This window comes from Lutibacter holmesii, from assembly GCF_042679665.1.
Classification (GTDB): Bacteria; Bacteroidota; Bacteroidia; order Flavobacteriales; family Flavobacteriaceae; genus Lutibacter; species Lutibacter holmesii.
The window spans coordinates 146,637-166,655 of the sequence record NZ_JBHTMV010000001.1 but is presented as its reverse complement, the minus strand read 5'-3'; the positions used below and the strand labels follow the sequence as shown (position 1 = coordinate 166,655).

At 31.1% G+C, this 20,019-nt stretch carries 17 protein-coding genes; 7 read left to right on the top strand and 10 right to left on the bottom strand.

What is annotated here, in order from left to right; translation table 11 throughout:
- Position 1: 1 nt before the first annotated feature.
- The 6 genes from ACFQ5N_RS00685 to ACFQ5N_RS00660 are packed head-to-tail and all read right to left on the bottom strand — an operon-like array spanning position 2 to position 4,990.
- The gene (locus ACFQ5N_RS00685) at positions 2-607 is read right to left on the bottom strand and encodes an RnfABCDGE type electron transport complex subunit E (RefSeq protein ID WP_386806887.1); all 606 of its coding nucleotides are present in this window, start codon (positions 605-607) and stop codon (positions 2-4) included.
- Positions 608-612: 5 nt separating this feature from the next.
- Entirely contained in the window at positions 613-1,209 is a 597-nt protein-coding gene (locus ACFQ5N_RS00680) for an RnfABCDGE type electron transport complex subunit G (RefSeq protein WP_386806885.1), read from the bottom strand.
- Positions 1,210-1,211: 2 nt separating this feature from the next.
- On the bottom strand, positions 1,212-2,219 hold the full coding sequence (locus tag ACFQ5N_RS00675) for an RnfABCDGE type electron transport complex subunit D (RefSeq protein WP_386806883.1): 1,008 nt from the start codon (positions 2,217-2,219) through the stop codon (positions 1,212-1,214).
- Between the two features lies 1 nt (position 2,220).
- Positions 2,221-3,549, bottom strand: a complete 1,329-nt coding sequence (rsxC, locus tag ACFQ5N_RS00670) for an electron transport complex subunit RsxC (RefSeq protein ID WP_386806881.1) — start codon at positions 3,547-3,549, stop codon at positions 2,221-2,223.
- Positions 3,542-4,537, bottom strand: a complete 996-nt coding sequence (locus tag ACFQ5N_RS00665) for a Fe-S cluster domain-containing protein (RefSeq protein ID WP_386806879.1) — start codon at positions 4,535-4,537, stop codon at positions 3,542-3,544. The genes rsxC and ACFQ5N_RS00665 overlap by 8 nt, the downstream gene beginning before the upstream one ends.
- A 6-nt stretch (positions 4,538-4,543) precedes the next feature.
- Positions 4,544-4,990: a SoxR reducing system RseC family protein gene (locus ACFQ5N_RS00660; RefSeq protein ID WP_386806877.1), complete on the bottom strand. Its 447-nt coding sequence runs from the start codon at positions 4,988-4,990 to the stop codon at positions 4,544-4,546.
- Positions 4,991-5,253: 263 nt separating this feature from the next.
- Between ACFQ5N_RS00660 and dnaE the strand changes: the two genes are divergently transcribed.
- From dnaE to ACFQ5N_RS00640, 4 genes are read left to right on the top strand one after another with little or no spacing between them, the layout of a single operon-like run.
- Positions 5,254-9,609 (top strand): DNA polymerase III subunit alpha, encoded by a 4,356-nt coding sequence (gene dnaE, locus ACFQ5N_RS00655; protein WP_386806875.1) that lies wholly within the window; start codon positions 5,254-5,256, stop codon positions 9,607-9,609.
- A gap of 7 nt (positions 9,610-9,616) precedes the next feature.
- Positions 9,617-10,717, top strand: coding sequence for an acyloxyacyl hydrolase (locus tag ACFQ5N_RS00650; RefSeq protein WP_386806873.1), 1,101 nt, complete (start codon positions 9,617-9,619; stop codon positions 10,715-10,717).
- 4 nt (positions 10,718-10,721) lie between these two features.
- On the top strand, positions 10,722-11,816 hold the full coding sequence (locus ACFQ5N_RS00645; RefSeq protein WP_386806871.1) for an acyloxyacyl hydrolase: 1,095 nt from the start codon (positions 10,722-10,724) through the stop codon (positions 11,814-11,816).
- A gap of 9 nt (positions 11,817-11,825) precedes the next feature.
- Positions 11,826-12,575: a head GIN domain-containing protein gene (locus ACFQ5N_RS00640; RefSeq protein ID WP_386806870.1), complete on the top strand. Its 750-nt coding sequence runs from the start codon at positions 11,826-11,828 to the stop codon at positions 12,573-12,575.
- On the opposite strand, the gene gldA is transcribed toward ACFQ5N_RS00640, so the two are convergent.
- Positions 12,568-13,461 (bottom strand): gliding motility-associated ABC transporter ATP-binding subunit GldA, encoded by an 894-nt coding sequence (gldA, locus tag ACFQ5N_RS00635; protein ID WP_386806869.1) that lies wholly within the window; start codon positions 13,459-13,461, stop codon positions 12,568-12,570. The genes ACFQ5N_RS00640 and gldA overlap by 8 nt on opposite strands.
- An 88-nt stretch (positions 13,462-13,549) precedes the next feature.
- Between gldA and ACFQ5N_RS00630 the strand changes: the two genes are divergently transcribed.
- Together ACFQ5N_RS00630 and lipB are read left to right on the top strand one after the other, a co-directional pair.
- Complete coding sequence (locus tag ACFQ5N_RS00630) at positions 13,550-13,708, top strand: YqaE/Pmp3 family membrane protein (RefSeq protein WP_386806867.1); 159 nt, start codon at positions 13,550-13,552, stop codon at positions 13,706-13,708.
- Entirely contained in the window at positions 13,708-14,406 is a 699-nt protein-coding gene (lipB, locus tag ACFQ5N_RS00625) for a lipoyl(octanoyl) transferase LipB (protein WP_386806865.1), read from the top strand. Before ACFQ5N_RS00630 ends, lipB begins: the two co-directional genes overlap by 1 nt.
- 113 nt (positions 14,407-14,519) lie before the next feature.
- On the opposite strand, the gene ACFQ5N_RS00620 is transcribed toward lipB, so the two are convergent.
- Entirely contained in the window at positions 14,520-15,572 is a 1,053-nt protein-coding gene (locus ACFQ5N_RS00620) for a nucleoid-associated protein (RefSeq protein ID WP_386806863.1), read from the bottom strand.
- Between the two features lie 52 nt (positions 15,573-15,624).
- Entirely contained in the window at positions 15,625-16,227 is a 603-nt protein-coding gene (locus ACFQ5N_RS00615; protein WP_386806861.1) for a ribonuclease HII, read from the bottom strand.
- Positions 16,228-16,380: 153 nt separating this feature from the next.
- Between ACFQ5N_RS00615 and ACFQ5N_RS00610 the strand changes: the two genes are divergently transcribed.
- Entirely contained in the window at positions 16,381-18,516 is a 2,136-nt protein-coding gene (locus ACFQ5N_RS00610) for a putative porin (protein ID WP_386806859.1), read from the top strand.
- 11 nt (positions 18,517-18,527) lie between these two features.
- Here the strand turns inward: ACFQ5N_RS00610 and nhaC are convergent, their stop codons facing one another.
- Complete coding sequence (gene nhaC / locus ACFQ5N_RS00605; protein WP_386806857.1) at positions 18,528-19,994, bottom strand: Na+/H+ antiporter NhaC; 1,467 nt, start codon at positions 19,992-19,994, stop codon at positions 18,528-18,530.
- Between the last annotated feature and the right edge of the window lie 25 nt (positions 19,995-20,019).

The following is a 20,019-nucleotide window of genomic DNA, read 5'->3' as shown; positions in this document are numbered from 1 at the left end:
TTTATGTTGTTTTAGTAGATATTTTGTTAAACAATACAGTTAAATATGCCAAAGCAATAAATGCTCCTGGAGGTAAAATAAATAAGATAAATGTGTTTGCATCTTCAGGTACAAATTTAAAGCCGAATAAACTTCCGCTACCTAAAATTTCACGAGCTGCACCTAAAACCGTTAGCGCAATGGTAAAACCTAATCCCATTCCTAAACCATCAATTAGTGATGACAATACATTATTTTTTGATGCAAATGCTTCTGCTCTACCTAATATTAAACAGTTTACCACAATTAACGGAATAAAGATTCCTAATTGTTCATATAAAAATGGTACAAATGCTTCTAAAATCATTTCAACAATTGTTACAAACGATGCTATTACAATAATAAAAGCAGGAATACGTACTTTACTTGGTATTTGTGTTTTAATTAATGATACCACTATGTTACTCATAATTAATACAAACATAGTTGCAACTCCCATTCCTAAGCCATTAAATGCTGAAGAGGTAACACCTAGCGTTGGGCACATACCCAATAGCATTACAAAAACAGGATTATCCTTAACAATTCCTTTTAAGAAATTTTGGGTTTGATTTATAGTTTCTGCCATAATTCTTAATTTTTAAGTTCTATTAATGAACCGCTTTTTTTCATAAACTCATTATATGCCATTTCAACAGCTTCACCAAAAGCACGAGTAGAAATAGTTGCTCCTGTTAAGGCATCAACTTCACCTCCATCTTTGGTAACTTTTAAATTAAAAGTTGAAGGGTTTTTACCTCTAAACTGCGCTAAAAACTTTTCGTCTTTCATTTTTGTTCCTAACCCTGGTGTTTCTTTTTGTTCTAGAACTACAATATTTTCAATAGTTCCATCTGGTGTAAAACCAACCATAACTTTAACCAATCCGCTAAAGCCTTTTTCAGTTGATCCAATTACAGCAGCTCCTACAAATTTATTCCCTTCAAATGCAGGAAAAACTTCAACACTGTCTTTCACATTTTCAACTTTAATTGACACAACATCTTCAACCGGGTTGTTATCAAAAGCAGGCAATACTAACTTTAAAGCATTTACTTTTTTTTCTAATTTGGCTTTCGCTTTAGGACCAACTGTTAAGTCATTTACATATCCTAAAGAGAAACCTGATATAATAGTAATCACAAATAATGCGACTAACATATTGATAAATGTATCTTTCTTCTGGCTCATAATTACACAATTTTAGCTTTAATTTTTGAACCAAATCTTCTTGGTTTAAAATAGGTATTAATAAGTGGTACAAAAGCATTCATAATGATAATACCAAATGAAACTCCTTCAGGATAGGCTCCAAATAATCTTATTACAACAGTTATAACTGCAATACCTATTGCAAATACAATCATTCCTTTTTTGGTCATAGGACTTGTAACTAAATCAGTTGCCATAAAAAAGGCTCCTAACAAAGCACCACCCGATAAAATATGAATTAATGGACTTGCATAACTTTCTGGATCAATTATCCAAAAAATTCCGGTCATAACAGCCATTGTCACCAACATTGTAACTGGAATATGCCACGTAATTACTTTTTTATACAATAAATAAATTCCACCTAAAAGTAATGCTACTGCAGACATTTCACCAATTGAACCACCTGATAAACCTAAAAACATATCTAAGTTTGAAGGTAAAGTAGCACTAATATTGGTCATAGTATCACCAAACATTAATCCTTCTTTTATCAATCCTAATGGCGTAGCTCCTGTAACTGCATCCGCAATAGTTGTATTATTTTCAACCGCTGTTGGCCACATTGTCATTTGTACTGGAAATGAAACCAATAAAAATACACGCCCAACCAACGCCGGATTAAATAGGTTAAAACCTAATCCACCAAATGATAATTTAGCAACTCCAATAGCAACTAAACTACCAACAATAATCATCCAAATTGGCAAACCTGCAGGTAAGTTAAAAGCTAATAATATTCCTGTGATTAATGCTGAACCGTCACCAATAGTTACATTGGCTTTCATTAAATATTTCTGAATTAAATATTCAAACAGTAAGCAAGAAATTACCGCTACAGCGGTTACAATAAATGCGCTTATTCCAAATACATATAGCGAAACTAAGAACGCAGGAATTAAAGCGATAACCACATCGTACATCAATTTTTTTGATGTTCTATCAGAATGTACGTGCGGTGAGGCCGATACTATAATAGGTTGACTCATTTTATTTTTTAGATGTTTCTAATTTTTTAACAATATTTTTTCCAAAACGGATATAATCTAATAAAGGACGGTGTGAAGGACATACATAACTACAAGAACCACATTCAATACAAGTCATAATATCTTCATTTGAAGCTTTTTCGTACATTCCTTTTTCAGACAAATTCATAAGCAAATGAGGTTCTAATCCCATAGGGCAAACAAAAACACATTCGCCACAACGAATACAATTCTCAGCTTTTCCTCTACTAGCCTCATCTTCATGAATTACTAATATTCCTGAAGTTCCTTTTGTAACGGGTACATCAGTATTTTTAATAGCTTTCCCCATCATTGGTCCACCGTTTACCAATTTTCTAGTACCGTCAGGCAAACCACCTACTTCAGCAATTAAATCTTTTATTGGTGTTCCAATTTTCACCCAAAAGTTTGATGGATTTTCTAGTTTTTTACCTGTTACAGTAACCACACGTTCAACCAATGGTTTATCAAATTGAATGGCTTGGTAAATGGCGAAAATTGTACCAACATTGTGCACAATTACACCTACATCTAAAGGCAATCCATTCTTTGGAACTTCTCTTCCTAAAATGGCTCTTACCAGTTGTTTTTCACCACCTTGAGGGTATTTAACTTGCAAAGCTGCAACTTGAATTCCATCTTCTTTTTTAATAATACTTTTAAAAAGACTGATAGCATCTTGTTTGTTATTTTCAATTCCAATAACTGCTTTTTCTAAATGTAAAGCTTTCATTAAAATTTTAATTCCAACAACAATTTCTTGCGCTTTTTCTAACATCAATCTATGATCGGCTGTTAGGTAAGGTTCACATTCAACACCATTAATAATAAGGTAATCTAATTTTGAACCTTCGCGAACATTTAATTTTACTTGAGAAGGAAACGTTGCTCCACCTAAACCTACAATTCCGCAGTCACTAATTTTTTGAACAATTGCTTTTGGTTCTAATTCAATTTCGGTTTTTAACGGAAACTCTTGTTCTTCAAAATTAGTAGGATCTTTTGCGTCGGTTCTAATAACAATACATTGTTTTTTATAACCACTACTGTCAATTATTAAATCTAACTTAGTCACTGTTCCTGCAACAGGAGAATGAATATTAGAAGAAACAAATCCACCAGATTTTGCAATTACCTGACCAACTGTTACCTTGTCTTTTTTGTCTACAACTATTTCCGCAGGAATTCCAATATGTTGTGCAATAGGTACATTTACCACCTTTGGCACAGTCATTCTTTTAATTTCCTTTGAAGATGTTATTTTATTTTCTGGAGGATGAATACCTCCTTTTGGAAATGTTTTAAGCATCTGTGTTCTTATTTTTTGATTCTACAGTTGTATCTTCTTTTACAACTGCAACTTTTTCAACTTCCTTTTTAGCTGCTGGTTCTTTTACAACTGCAACCTTTTCAACCTCTTTCTTTTCTACAACCTTTTTAGCTACTGGCTTTTTTTCAACCACTTTTTTAGGTTTTCTTGGAGGGAAATTTGTTTCTATAATAGAGTGCGTTGGACAAACATCTACACATTTTCTACAAAGCGTACATAAAGCAGGGTCAATGTAAGCAAGGTTGTTATTCATTGTAATAGCATCTTTTTGGCAAACATCTTCACATTTAGAGCAACCAATACAAGCTACTGAACAAGATTTTCTTGCAATACCACCTTTATCTTCATTTAAACAACCAACAAATACTTTTAAATCGCGTTTATTTTTAGGACGCATTTCAATAATATCTCTAGGACATGCTTTTACACAAGCACCACAAGAAGTACATTTATCAGAATCAATTACTGGTAAACCTGTAGCTTCATCCATATACATTGCATCAAAATCACAAACAGCAACACAATCACCATCTCCTAAACAACCATATTGGCAATCTGTTTCACCTCCATAAACCATTGCCGAAATTGCACAAGTTCTTGGGCCTTGATATTCTGTAGTTTTTGGACGAACATCACAACCTCCTTGACAACGTAATACCGCAACTGTTGGAGCTTTTTCAGCTACTTCTTTTCCTAATTTAGTTGCAACTAGTTTCATCACATCATTTCCTCCAACTGGACAAAACAAATCTGAAATATCTTCAGTATTCACTAATTTTTCGGCAAAAGATTTACAACCTGGAGAGCCACAACCAGCACAATTTGCACCTGGCAAAATATCATCAACCTCAGCGATTAATGGGTTCTCATACACATAAAACTTCTTTGAAACAACATACAACACTACTGCTGCAATTACCCCTAAAGAAGCTAATAACAAAACGCTATATAAAACTGAATCTGTCATTCTTTCTTAATTAAATTTTAATATTGAAACTTGAAACGCCTTTTTAAATGTATCTTTCAATACAAAAAGCATAAAATAATAAGGAACTAAAATGGCCAATGAAATTAACCCTGAAATCCATTCTTTTAAAAACAACGAAGTAATAACTAATACTGAAAACATTAAAATAAAAGGAAAAACATACGCCCAAAACACAGCTTTTAAGCCTAATTCTCTATTTAACACAACATCAACCGGTTCATTCAACTGATAAGATTCTGTTGGATTTTCAATTTCAATTTCTTTGTCGTTTGATTCAGATACACCACAAGCTGATTGTGCTTTACATCCTTCACAATTAACATTTCCTTTTAATGAGACAACAATCCCATGTTCAGAAATTCTAGAAACTACTCCTTCGTGCTTTATGGTATCCTTTTTTGCTTTATAACTGTCTAAATCCAGTTTGGTCATAATTACCCTTTCGTTATCTTTAACGGGGTAAAATTAAATCAACATTTATATAAAAAATATGATTATTGTTAGCTTTTATTTAAAAAGAATTATTTTGTAATATATGTCACACAAATAAATTTAACTGATTAACCAGTTTGGTCAACCAGCTTATACCGTTTTAGATACGTTAATTGTTAATAAAAAAAATACGAAATTGAATTCTAAAAATATTAAAATGTATACTTTTAAAATCTTGTTTTTCCACTAAAAAAAAATCGCACATGTTTTTAATTTTTGATACCGAAACCACTGGTTTACCAAAAAAATGGAATGCTCCTATTACGGACACCAACAATTGGCCAAGGTGTATTCAAATTGCTTGGCAATTGCATGATGAATTGGGAGAATTAGTTGACCAACAAGATTATTTAATTCAGCCTGAAGGGTATAACATTCCGTACGATGCTGAACAAATTCATGGAATTTCAACGCAATTAGCACAAGAAAAAGGTGAAAAACTAGAAGATGTTTTAGTACTTTTTAATGAAGCTCTTTCAAAATCTAAATTTGTTGTAGGACAAAATGTGAAGTTTGACCTTAATATTATGGGCTGTGAGTATGTTAGAAAACAACTTAACACTCCGTTAAATGAACTTCCGGTTTTAGATACCTGTACTGAAAGAACAGCAACACTTTGCCAAATACCAGGAGGAAGAGGTGGAAAATTTAAGTTACCAACATTAACCGAATTACACCAACATTTGTTTCAAGCTCCTTTTGGAGAAGCTCACAATGCCACTGCCGATGTTGAAGCTACCACACGATGTTTTTTAGAATTAATTAGAAAAAGAATATACACCAAAGAACAATTAGATGTATCTGCTGATTATTTTCAACGTTTTGATGCAAAAAACCCTTCTCCTATTAATGTAATTGGGCTTAAACATTTAAACTTAAAAAAAGAAAGTAAGAAGTTAAAAAATAAAGAAAAAGTTAGCGACTCAAACATTTCTGAAGATTCTTCTGTAGATTTAAGTGGCACAAGCTTTTCGCACTTACATTGTCATTCTCAATTTTCAATTCTACAATCAACTTCAAGCTACAGTAATTTAATTAAAGCGGCAATAAAAGATAATATGCCCGGAATTGCCATTACCGATTCTGGAAATATGATGGGTGCCTTTTATTTTGTAAGAGAAGCCATTAATCACAATAAATCTGTTGAAAAACACAATAAAAATTTAGGTGAAGGAGAACAACCAAAACAACTAATAACACCTATTTTAGGTTGTGAATTTAATGTTTGTGAAAATCACTTAGATAGAACTCATAAAGACAACGGTTATCAAATTGTAATTTTAGCCAAAAACAAAAATGGCTATCATAATTTAGCAAAAATGGCATCGCTGTCAAATACAGATGGGTTTTACTATGTGCCAAGAATTGACAAAAATATAATTTCAAAATATAAAGAAGATTTAATTGTTTTATCAGGAAACCTTTATGGTGAAATACCAAGTAAAATATTAAATATTGGTGAAAATCAAGCTGAAGAAGCTTTATTGTGGTGGAAAGAACAATTTGGAGACGACTTTTATTTAGAAGTCATGCGTCACAATCAAGAAAATGAAGATCACGTAAACAGTGTGATTATCAATTTCGCCAAAAAACATAACGTAAAACTAATTGCCACCAACAATACATTTTATACAACTAAAAATGAAGCTGAAGCTCATGACATTTTACTTTGTGTAAAAGATGGTGAAAAATTAGCCACACCTAAAGGAAGAGGAAGAGGATTTAGATACGGATTACCAAATAACGAATACTATTTCAAGTCGCAAGAGCAAATGAAAAATTTGTTCAAAGATCTTCCAGAAGCTATTGCCAATACACAAGAAATTGTAGATAAAGTTGAAGTGTACACTTTGGCTCGGGATGTTTTACTTCCTAAGTTTGATATTCCTAAACAATTTGTTGATCCAGAAGATGAAATTGACGGAGGTGTACGAGGTGAAAATGCGTATTTAAAACACTTAACATTTGAAGGTGCAAAAATTAGATATGGAGATGATTTAGATGCCGAAAAAATAGAACGTTTAGATTTTGAGTTGTCTATTATTGAAAAAACCGGATATCCTGGTTATTTTTTAATTGTTTGGGATTTTATTTTAGAAGCCAGAAAAATGGGCGTTTCTGTTGGACCCGGACGTGGTTCTGCAGCAGGTTCTGCAGTTGCATACTGTTTATGGATTACAAATATTGACCCAATTAAATACGATTTACTTTTTGAGCGTTTCTTAAATCCAGATCGTGTTTCATTACCCGATATTGATATTGATTTTGATGATGAAGGAAGACAACGTGTTATAGAGTTTGTAATTGAAAAATATGGTGCTAGTCAAGTAGCACAAATTATCACCTACGGAACAATGGCCGCAAAGTCATCAATCCGTGATACTGCAAGAGCATTAGATTTACCGTTGCATGAAGCAGATAAAATAGCCAAACTAATTCCAGGTTTAAAGCTTCAAAACATTTTTGGTGATGACGAAAAAAGTAAAGGAAAAGTAAAAGGTTTAAGAGCCGAAGAATTTGAATGTGTTGAAGAGCTTAGAAGACTTGCTGATGGAAATAATCTAGAAGCTCAAACCATTAATCAGGCAAGAGCGCTTGAAGGTTCGGTTAGAAATACTGGAATACACGCCTGCGGAGTTATTATTACTCCTGAGCCAATTACCAATTTAGTACCAGTATCTACAGCCAAAGATTCAGATATGTACGTAACTCAGTTTGACAATAATGTTGTTGAAACTGCTGGTTTACTAAAAATGGATTTCTTGGGCTTAAAAACACTTACCTTAATTAAGGATACTGTTAAAATTGTAAAAGCCAAACACGGAGTAGATTTGGTTCCTGATGATTTTCCTTTAGATGATAAAAAAACATACGAACTCTTTCAAAAAGGAGAAACTATTGGTGTTTTTCAATATGAATCTCCTGGTATGCAAAAGCATATGAAATCGTTAAGACCAACTGAGTTTGCCGATTTAATTGCCATGAATGCCTTGTACCGTCCTGGTCCAATGGAATACATACCTTCTTTTATTGATCGTAAACACGGGCGTGAAGAAATTACGTATGATTTAGATGATATGGAAGAATACCTTAAGGAAACTTATGGTATTACCGTTTATCAAGAGCAAGTGATGTTGCTTTCACAAAAACTAGCTGGTTTTACAAAGGGTGAAGCAGATATGTTACGTAAAGCAATGGGTAAAAAAATATTTGCTTTACTAGAAGAATTAAAACCTAAATTTATTGAAGGTGGAAAAGCTAAAAATCATGACGAAGCAAAACTAGAGAAAATTTGGAAAGACTGGGAAGCATTTGCCGCGTATGCCTTTAACAAATCACACTCAACTTGTTATGCTTTTATTGCCTATCAAACAGCATATTTAAAAGCGCATTATCCTGCAGAATATATGGCGTCTGTACTATCTAACAACATGAATGATATTAAGCAGGTAACCTTTTTTATGGAAGAATGTAAACGTGCAGAAATTCCTGTTTTAGGACCAGATATAAATGAATCTTATTACAAATTTGCCGTAAATAAAGAAGGTGCTATTCGTTTTGGTATGGGAGCCATTAAAGGTGTTGGTGCTGCTGCTGTTGATGCTATTGTTGAGGAACGTAAAAACAACGGAAATTACTCTTCTATTTTTGATGTTACCAAACGTGTAGATTTACGAGCAGCAAATAAAAGAGCTTTTGATGGATTGGTTATGGCTGGTGGAATGGACTCGTTTAAAGATGTGCACCGCGCACAATATTATCAATTAGATGAGAAAGGAGTTCCTTTTATTGAAAGAGCCATTCGCTACGGAAATAAATTTCAAGAAAACAAAAACTCTGCTCAAGTATCTTTATTTGGAGAAGCTTCTGAAGTTCAATTCCCAGAACCTGAAATACCTTACGCTGAAAAATGGGGAATGATGGAAGAACTTTCTAAGGAAAAAGAACTGGTAGGAATTTATATTTCTGGTCATCCATTAGACGATTTTAAAACCGAAATAAAATATTATTGCAACACACCATTAACTGCTTTTCAAAATCAAGCGGAATTAATTAATAAAGACATTTCAGTTGGTGGTATTCTTACCAATATTGAACATCGCGTTTCTAAAAATGGAAAAGGGTGGGCTACTTTTACACTAGAAGATTATAGCGGGTCAAATGAATTTAGAATTTTTGGTGAAGAATACTTAAAATTCAGACACTTTTTTGTGCCAAACTCATTTTTATATATGAAAATTTTTGGCCGTAAAGGTTGGAATGATGGTGATGTTCGTCTTTCCTTTGGAAATATTCAAATGCTACAAGATGTATTAGAAGAGTTTTCAAAAAAAATCACATTAAATATTTCTTTAAACGATATTAATGAACCTCAAATTCAAAAATTAAACACGCTTTTAACTCAATTTCAAGGAAAAAAACCACTAAATTTCTTAGTCTATGATTTAGAAGAAAAAATAAAACTAAATTTGCCCAGCAGAAGTTATAAAGTTGATATTTCAAATGAATTTATTGATGCTCTAAAAGAAAATCAAATTAACTTTAAACTTAATAGTTAAAATTTTTATGAATAAAAGAGTATTTATTTTTTTTGTTTTTAGTTGTTTTTTAGGGTTTAGTCAAACAAAAAACACTTACTTTCAAGCTAATTATTTTTATGGAAATACCATTAAAACAAATCCTGATGCTACTGTTTTTTTACAAGGACACCCCACCGGATTTTATGCTAGTTACAACAAAAAAACTTTAGGTGAAAATAGCTGGGAAGGTTTATTTAATTATCCAGACATAGGAGTTTCTTTTGGCTACCAAGACTATAATTCGGAAATTTTAGGAAAACTATATGCGGTTTATTTTCACTATAACTTTTATCTTCTTAATAGAAAATCTAAAAACCAATTAATTTTTAGACCAGGAATTGGTCTTGCCTACAGTACCAACCCGTATGACAAAGTAACAAACAATAAAAATACAGCTTTTGGTAGTGCATTAAACTCTAGCACCTATTTTAAACTATATTATCAAAGGGAATATTTACTTGGAAATTTTGGGGTTACTGCAGGTATAAAATTTGTACATGCATCAAACGCTAATGTAAAATCTCCCAATTCAGGAGTAAATATTTGGGCTTTAAGTGCTGGGGTAAATTACAATTTAGCACCAAAAGACACACCTCTTGTTTTTATTCCGTCAACAGATACATTAAAAGTTACAGAGCCTATCAAATTAAATTTAGTAGTTAGAGGTGGTGTAAATGAATCTCCAATAATTGGCAGTGGTTTAAAACCATTTTTTGTAGCTTCAGCATACATTGACAAAAGAATAAGTAGAAAATCGGCATTTCAATTAGGTGCAGATTTATATATTTCTCCAATGCTAAAAGACTACTACGACCTCAATGCAAACCTTCCTAATTCTAATTTAGAAGAACCCAATTCATTTTCTAGAATTGGCGCTTTTGTTGGATACGAATTATTTATAAGTAAACTTTCTATTGAAGGACAAGTAGGTTACTACGTAAAATACCCTGTTGAATTTGATGGTAGAGTTTATGAATCTTTAGCTTTAAAAAGGTATTTCAAAGATAAGTGGTTTGCTTCTGTTCGTATGAAAGTACACGCTGCAAATGCTGAAACGGTAGAATTTGGTATTGGAATAAGACTTTAATTTTATGAAAAAACATTTACTTTTATTTATAACGCTTTTTTTTAGTTGCTATTTGTTCTCACAAAATAGTAGCATTCGTTATTCAAATATACAGGCTGAATTATTTTATGGGTTTTTAATTGAACACGATACTTCTTTAGACAATGCCATTCAAGGAAATACATACGGTTTTTTAGCTAGTTGGAACACTATAGAAAATAAGAACACAAAATTTAATCAATTATTTAATTACCCTGAAAGAGGCTATTCATTTTCCTATCAAAATTTCAACTCAACGGTGTTAGGTGAAGCCGTTGCTGCTTACAGGCATTACACTTATAATTTAACTCCTTCAAGCAAAAATCATTTAAAATTAACAACTGCATTTGGTTTGGCTTATGCAACAAAAAGTTACGATGCTATTGATAATAATCAAAACTTTGCGTTGGGTTCTAAATTATTAGTTTCGGCTTATTTTAAACTTCAATACATTCACTTTTTTAAAGATCGTAACTTAAGTTTAAACTCATCACTAAATATAATTCACTATTCAAATTCTGCATTAAAAAACCCAAATTTAGGCTTAAATACAGTTGCATTTAACATTGGTTTTAATTACAAATTAAATGAAATAGAAATCACTAAAAAAGACACTATTTTTGATATTGATAAATCTTTAAAATACCATGTTATTTTAAGAGGTGGCGTGAATGAATCTAAAGAAATAGGAAGTGGTTTATATCCGTTTTTTACGGTTTCATTTAGCGTAACTAAAGTACTTAACAATTATTCAACAATTTCAGGAGGAGCTGAATATTTTAACTCTCCGTTTATTGAAGATTACAGTAAATATATAAATGAAACAGAGCATCATGAGTATCCAGAAAACAATCCGCACAGAGCTGGAATTTTTATTGGACATGAACTTACACAAAACCATTTCGGATTTATTTCTCAAATTGGGTTGTACGTTTATCAACCTGTTTTTTATGTGAGTTCTATTTATGAACGCTTTGGATTTAGGTATAAATTAAGCAAACATTTAATTGCAGATGTTACCTTAAAAGCAAATTTATTTAGAGCTGAAACTTTAGAATTTGGCCTAGGTTACACATTTTAAAAGAATTTTATGAAAAAAATATTTTTTATCGTTTGCTCCATACTATTGGTTAGTTGCAATGACCAAAATGCTAATAATTGTTTTCAAACTGCCGGTGATATTATTCAGCAAGAAGTTGAAGTTGCCACTTTTGAAAAAGTAGTTGTACACGCAAGAATTGAATTGATTATTACGCAAGGAGATGAACAAAAAGTACTGATTGAGACAGGTGAAAATTTACTAAATGATATAACTGCTGAAGTTATTAATAATGAACTTATTTTAAAAAACAATAACACTTGTAACTTTGTTCGAGCATATGATCTTACCAAAGTGTATATTACAGTTCCTAATTTAACCAAAATTCGAAACGCTTCTGAAAAAAATATTTATTCAAACGGGTTACTAACCTACAATTCATTAGAACTTGTTTCAATTGGAGATGAAGATGTTTATTTACCAATAGGTGATTGGCACCTAAATATTCAAAATGAAAACATTAGAATATCAAGCAATGGGAATGCAATTTTTTATCTTGAAGGAACAACAACTAATTTAAATATCAACTTATTTGATTTTTGCGATAGTAGATTTGAAGGTGAACATCTAATTGCACAGCACATAAAAATAAATCAAATTAGCTCAAATGACATGCTAATTTACCCTGTTGAAAGTTTGAGTGGTGCAATTTATGCAACGGGCGATGTAATTTCATTTAACAAACCAACAACTGTGAATGTTGATGATTTAAGTGATTATGCTGAACTTATTTTTAAGTAGTTAACTCTCTAAATAAGCTCTCTAAATTTTTATTTTTTGTGTTCAACGCTAAGATTTTCAATCCATTTTCATGGGCAAAATCAAACACTACAGCGCGCATATCATTACTTGTTGAAAATGTAAGTTCCCAAAGTGTATCATGTATATTTTTAGCTAATTTTATATGAGGCATTTTTTGAATAAATTGTTGCTCAATTTTAAAATCAAACTCTACTTCTATTACCTGATCTTGGTTTTCTTTTAACTCTTTCAAGCTTTTGTCTGCAATTATTTTTCCTTTGTTTATAATTATTACACGGTCGCAAATAGCTTCAACTTCTTGCATAATATGTGTTGAAAACAGCACTGTTTTATTTACTCCAACCTTTTTTATTAAATTTCTAATTTCTAATAATTGGTTAGGATCAAGTCCTGTATTTGGTTCATCTAAAATTAAAACTTCTGGTTCATGTAATAAAGCCGCAGCTAAACCAATTCGTTGACGATAACCTTTTGAAAGCTGATTTATTTTTTTATGAACTTCAGGAGTTAAACCCACCTTTTCAATCATTAAATCTACTTCAGCTTTTGAAATTTTATGAATGCCTGCATGAAAATATAAATACTCTTTTACATACATTTCTACATACAACGGGTTGTGTTCTGGCAAATAACCTATTGTTTGCTGTGCTTTTATTTTATTTGAAATAATAGAATTTCCACTTACAAAAACTTCTCCTTCAAAACTATCTAAATAGCCTGTAATAATTTTCATAATAGTAGATTTTCCTGCACCATTTGGACCTAAAAAACCAACTATTTCACCTTTTTGAATGGTAAAACTAACAGCATCTACTGCTTTTTGAGTTCCATACAACTTTGTAATATTCTTTACTTCAACAGACATAGAACAAAAATACATTTTAATTTAAATAATTGTAACATTTTAACGTTGCATACTACATATAATTATTAGAACTTTGAAAAATTATAGAATGGGCTGTTTAAGAGTTATATTTTGCATTATTTTCCCTCCTTTAGCTGTTATAGATAAAGGATGCGGATCTATTATTATTGTTTTTATTTTAACTTGCTTGGGTTGGATACCAGGCGTAATAGCTGCTTTAATTATTAACAACAATCCGAATAGCTAATGAGAGATTTACAGTTAATTGACTTAGGTTTAAAAGATTACAAAGAAACCTGGAACTATCAAGAAGAACTTTTTCAAGGAATTGTTGACCTTAAAATTGACAATAGAAGAAACAATACAACACATAAAACACCTAACTATTTTATTTATGTTGAGCATCCGCACGTTTATACACTTGGAAAAAGTGGAGACCTTAGCAATTTATTATTAAGTGAAGCGCAGCTAAAAGAGAAAGGTGCAACTTTTTACAAAATTAATCGTGGTGGAGATATTACGTATCACGGCCCTGGACAATTAGTAGGATATCCTATTATAGATTTAGACAATTTTTTTACAGATATTCATAAATACTTACGTTTTTTAGAAGAAGTAATTATTAAAACATTGGCTGAATACGGTATAGAATCGGAAAGAAGCGAAGGTGAAACTGGTGTTTGGTTAGGTGTTGGAACACCATTTGCTCGTAAAATTTGTGCTTTGGGAGTTCGTACAAGTCGTTGGGTTACTATGCACGGATTTGCATTAAATGTAAATGCCAACTTAGGATATTTTGATAATATTATTCCCTGCGGAATTAAAGGAAAAGCCGTCACTTCTATGGAAGCTGAATTAGGTAAAAAAATTCCCATGGAAGAAGTTAAAGAAAAAATACTGAAACATTTTTCAGAAATTTTTGAAGCTACATTTGTAAAAGAATAAGCTTAAAACAACTATTTAAATTATAAAAAAGCCTGTTAAATTATTATTTAACAGGCTTTTATTTTTTCTACAAAAATTCAATAAGATTCCTTGATAAAGCAAGAAGGGAAAAACTAATTTTCTTCGTTAAAATAAACTTTATAATACTTCATTTTTTTATCCTCGTCATAGCCTTTTTCTAAATATTCACCTGAAGCATCAGGCGCATCAATATCTAGTTTAATTTGAATGTTGGTATCTAACTTAATTTCAGTTTTAATTTTTTGTTTTTGTTTTTTTAATACAATATCTGAAATAGCAAATTGATTGCGCACCAAAACATCATTCAAATCTTCAAACTGTTTTTTGTAATCATCAAACAATGGTTTAAAGTCTTCATTCTCTTCAAAAACTTCTTCTTTAAAATCTTCAATATTTACATCTTCATTTTCTTTAAAAAAGTCGACTGTTTTTGCTAAAAACTTTGATTTTTCTTGAACGCCATAATCTTCTTTTATAACTTCCTCTGAAAAATCTTTACACATTTCAATGTAATTTTGTGTATGTTGATTGTTATCATCAGCATATTTCACATTTAAAAAATTATTTAGCCAATACTGTGCATCATAATTATTATTATCAACACTTAAAACTACGCGTCCTTCTGCATCTGAAGAGTTAATAATTAAACAACCTTTGTCTAATTTTTTAGTACTAATTCCTTGTTGAACAAAAACATCTAAACTGTCTTTCTCCATAAAAGTTTGAAAAAAGTTGATCTTATTTTCAATTTTAAAAATACCAATTGCTTGAGTAACCACATCTTTATATTCAATATCTTCAAACAACGCAATAATAACATCTCCCGTTTTAATTTGAGCAGAATTTGATTGTTCAAATAAATGATTTACAATGTGTTTTGAAATTTCAACAAAACTACTATTGTCTGTAAAAATCTCCGATGAATAATTATTTAATTCATTCAACTCAATATTAGCGTGATGATTAAATCGGAAACTTTCAGAAACATTTCCAAATGATTTTAATAAAAAAGGTTTCATTAACTCATAACTTTCTTCATCAAATGTGATTACATCTTCAGAAAAAATATTGGTAGCACTGTTGAATTTGTTTCCAACTTTATGAATAATAAATTTTGAAATTGCAGCTCGGGTTCTTTTAATCATAATTACATTTTTAACGTTGGCAAATGTATCATTTTAAAGCTACATTTTACAATTACAAATTTAATTTTAATTGTTCTGGTAACAATTTAAATGATTTTCTATGGTACTTTGTACTGCCAAATTCACGAATAGCATCTCTGTGTTGTTTTGTTGGATAACCTTTATTTTTCTTCCAAAAGTAATTAGGAAACTCAGCATCAATTTTTTGCATAAACTCATCTCTATACGTTTTTGCTAAAACTGATGCGGCAGCTATACTCATGTATTTTGAATCTCCTTTAATAATGGTTGTATGTGGAATATTTTTGTAGTCTTTAAATTTATTTCCATCAACAATAATATGTTCAGGTGTAACAGTAAGTTTATCTATTGATTGATGCATTCCTAAAATTGATGCTTGTAAAATATTTATCTCATCAATAGTTTCTTCAGTAATAAAAGCAACTCCAAAAGCTATGGCTTTTTCTTCAATAACTGGGCGTAAAATTTCGCGCTGTTTTTCACTTAATTGCTTGGAATCATTCAATAATGGGTGTTCAAAATTTGCAGGTAAAATTACCGCAGCTGCAACAACAGGCCCCGCCAAACAACCTCTTCCTGCCTCATCGGTTCCAGCTTCAATTGTGTTATCTAAAAAATATTTTTGAAGTCCCATTTTATAATTTTACCCACAAAAATAGTGTTAATTTCACACAAAATAACTGAAAACAATACTTCTAAAAATTTAATTTTACTTTTAACACAACCTCCAAAATATATTATGGTGCATTTCGTTCAAATATTTTACCTTTGCCACTTAAATTATTTTATGAGAAAAGTATTGTTTATCGTATTGTTTGGGCTAGTGTTTATAAATTTAAATGCTCAAATATCAAGAACTGGTAACTCCAACGGACTTTATCAATTAGACAGTACAAATACTACAAGAAGTGTTAATGTTAAAATTGAAGGAAAAACAACTTATACTGATTATAAAGTTATTTCATTAAAAAATGACACTACTTATATTGATACTACATTAAGTATAAAAAAAGAGTATAAACACAATTTTATTAGAAAAGACAATTATGATTATGTTGCTTTTCACAATCAAGGGCAAACATTTAACCGAATTGTTTATGATTTTACTGACAATTCTATATTTCCTGCAATGGGTTTTAATGCCAAACAGCGAAATTATTTCACTTTAAATGATGTAAAATATTACCACGTTCCTACACCAACTACTGAGTTAATGTACCGCAAAGGAATTGAACAAGGACAAGTGGTTGATGCTCTTTTAACTGCTAACACTTCAAGACGATTTAATATTTCAACTTCGTACAAAGGTTTACGCTCTACTGGTGAATATAGAAATGCGCTTTCTAGTCAACGTAATTTTAGAACAACTTTTAATTATAGCACTAAAAATAAACGCTATTTTGTTAGAGGACATTTGTATAATTTTTACTTTTCAAACCAAGAAAATGGCGGTTTAACTGATGAGTCTATTGAATATTTTGAAACCAATGATTCTAACTACATACAACGTTCTAGACTTGAAGTAAATTTTACTGATGCAGAAAGTGTTTTTGAAGGGAAACGCTATTATTTAGATCAAAATTATGCGCTTTTTTCTAATAGGATTCCTAAAAAACAAAAAAGCAAATTACCTCTTGTGAAACCTATAAAGCTAGATTCAATACAAATGGATAGCTTGCAAAGAGCCTCACAAATAAACATTGCAAAAAACATTCAAAAAGACTCAACCTCAATTACTGCAGTTACCACTGCCGTAGTTGATTCTTTAGCCATTCAAGCTATAAAAAAAGATTCAGCAGTAATTGCAAAAGAATTAAAACCCTATTTAGATTTTAAATTAGGAAATACTTTAATGTATGAAACAAAACATCATCGTTTTTTTCAAGATGACGATAATAGTTATTTTGGTGATGCTTTTGTAGATGAAATAAGTGACCATTCATCATTTCAACAATTTAATGGCCAACTGTATGCACAATTAAATTCAGCATATATTGGAAGCCTTAAAGTGAAAGCAAATTACTTTAACTACAACTACCACTACAACGGAATTTTATATTACGACGATTATACGGTAAGTGATAAAATTAAGGGAAATGCTGTTTCCTTTGGTGCTGATTGGTACAAAAAATTTGGAAATATTCATTTAAACGCAGACGCTTCAACAATTGTTTTAGGTAACATTACAGGTAACACTATTAAAAGTTCAGTAATGTATAAAAATGATACTCTTTTTAATGTTAAAGGCTATGTAGAATTTACTTCAAAAACACCAGACTTTAACAAGCAACTTTTCCAAAGTGGTTATGAAAATTATAATTGGGAAAATAATTTTAAAAATGAAGTTATTACAAGTATTGGTGGCGCATTTAATTCTGAAAAATGGGTAACATTACAAGGTGATTATAACATTATTGATAATTACACGTACTTTAATGAAGACGGTACACCAGCGCAAACTACTGAAACATTAACTTATTTTAAAATCAAATTAATAAAAGCCATTAATTTTAGAAAGTTTACTTTAGACAATACAGTAACCTACCAAGATGTTACTGATGGTGATTCCTTTTTTAGAGTTCCAAAATGGGTTACAAGAAACACTTTATACTATTCAACTTATATGTTTAAAGGAAAACCATTATATATGCAAACTGGTGTAACATTTAGGTACTTTAGTAAATTTAAAATGAATGCTTACAATCCTTTAATTGGTGAATTTACCCTTCAAAACACTTATGATGTTGGAGATTATCCGGTGTTTGATTTCTTTGTAAATTTACAAGTGAGCAGATTACGCATGTTTTTTAAATTAGAAAATTTTAGCGCTAGTTTTACCGGCCGAAATTACTATTCAGCACCAACCTATCCGTATAGAGATTTAACGTTTAGATTGGGTGTGGTTTGGAATTTCTTTATCTAAAAAATTGGTTTTTATTTTTGAACCAATTGTCTAATTTTCACATTAAAAGCTGCAAAAAGTAAAGTCATAATAGGACTTAACCAGTTAAAAATTGCGAAGATAAAATATTCTCCTACTCCTACTCCTAACACACTTGATTGGTAAGCTCCACAAGTATTCCAAGGAATTAACACCGAAGTAACTGTTCCTGAATCTTCTAAAGATCTACTTAAATTCTCTGGTGCTAAGTTTCTATCTTCATAAGCTTTTTTAAACATTTTCCCCGGAATCACAATTGCTAAATATTGATCAGATGCAATAATATTTAAACCTAAACAACTAATTACTGTACTAGCAAACAACCCTACTACTGAAGTTGCAATTTTTAACAACGCATTGGTTATTCTAGATAAGGCACCAATCCCATCCATAATTCCACCAAAAAACATTGCGCAAATTATTAAGGCAATTGTCCACAACATACCTTGCATTCCTCCTGCACTAAATAAATCATTCAATTGCACATTTTCTGTTACAATTGAAGTGTCTGTGAAAATTGCATTTATAATAGCACTTGTTCTTGAATCAGACAACCCGTCTAATATTTCCCCTTGAAAAATAAGGGCAAAAATTGCGGCTAACACCACTCCTGCTCCTAGTGCAATTAGTGGTTTTGTTTTTGCTAAAATTAACCCAATAACTGCTGCAGGCACCAAAAACAAATAAGGTGAAATATAAAATGTAGTTTCAATGGTTGTTAACAAACCACTTATGTCTGCACTTCCTGTAGTATCAATATTGGCACTAATAATTGAAAATACAATTAACGTAATTACAATTGTAGGTACTGTAGTAAAAGTCATATAACGTATATGCGTAAACAAATCTGTTCCGGCCATTGCTGGTGCTAAGTTTGTAGTATCACTTAAAGGTGACATTTTATCACCAAAATAAGCTCCTGAAATTACTGCTCCGGCAATCATACCAGGTGCAATTCCCAATGCTGTACCAATACCAACCAATGCAATACCAACAGTTGCAGAAGTTGTCCAAGAACTTCCTGTAGCAATAGAAATAATTGCTGAAATAATAACAGATGCGGGCAAAAATATTGCTGGACTTAATACTTGCAACCCGTAATAAACCATTGCCGGAATTACTCCACTCACCAACCAAGTTCCTGCTAAAGCTCCCACTAAAAACAAAATCATAATAGGCACAAAAACACTTTTTAAATTCTCCCAAATCTCAAACAGCATTGTGCTAACATTCACTTTCTTCATAAAACCAACAACTGAAGCTATAACACCACCAATTAATAAAATATATTGATTAGAATAGGCTCCAAACCACTCTCCATCAGCAAAAAAAATGTTATATGCTAATAAGCACATTAAAATAATTACAGGAATTAGGGCTTCTCCAATACTTAGGTTACTATTTTCAATAATTTTTTGTTCTTCAATTTCAATTTCTGTGAGGTTTTTATTTTCTGGCATTCTAAATTTTTTAAGAAATGTAATG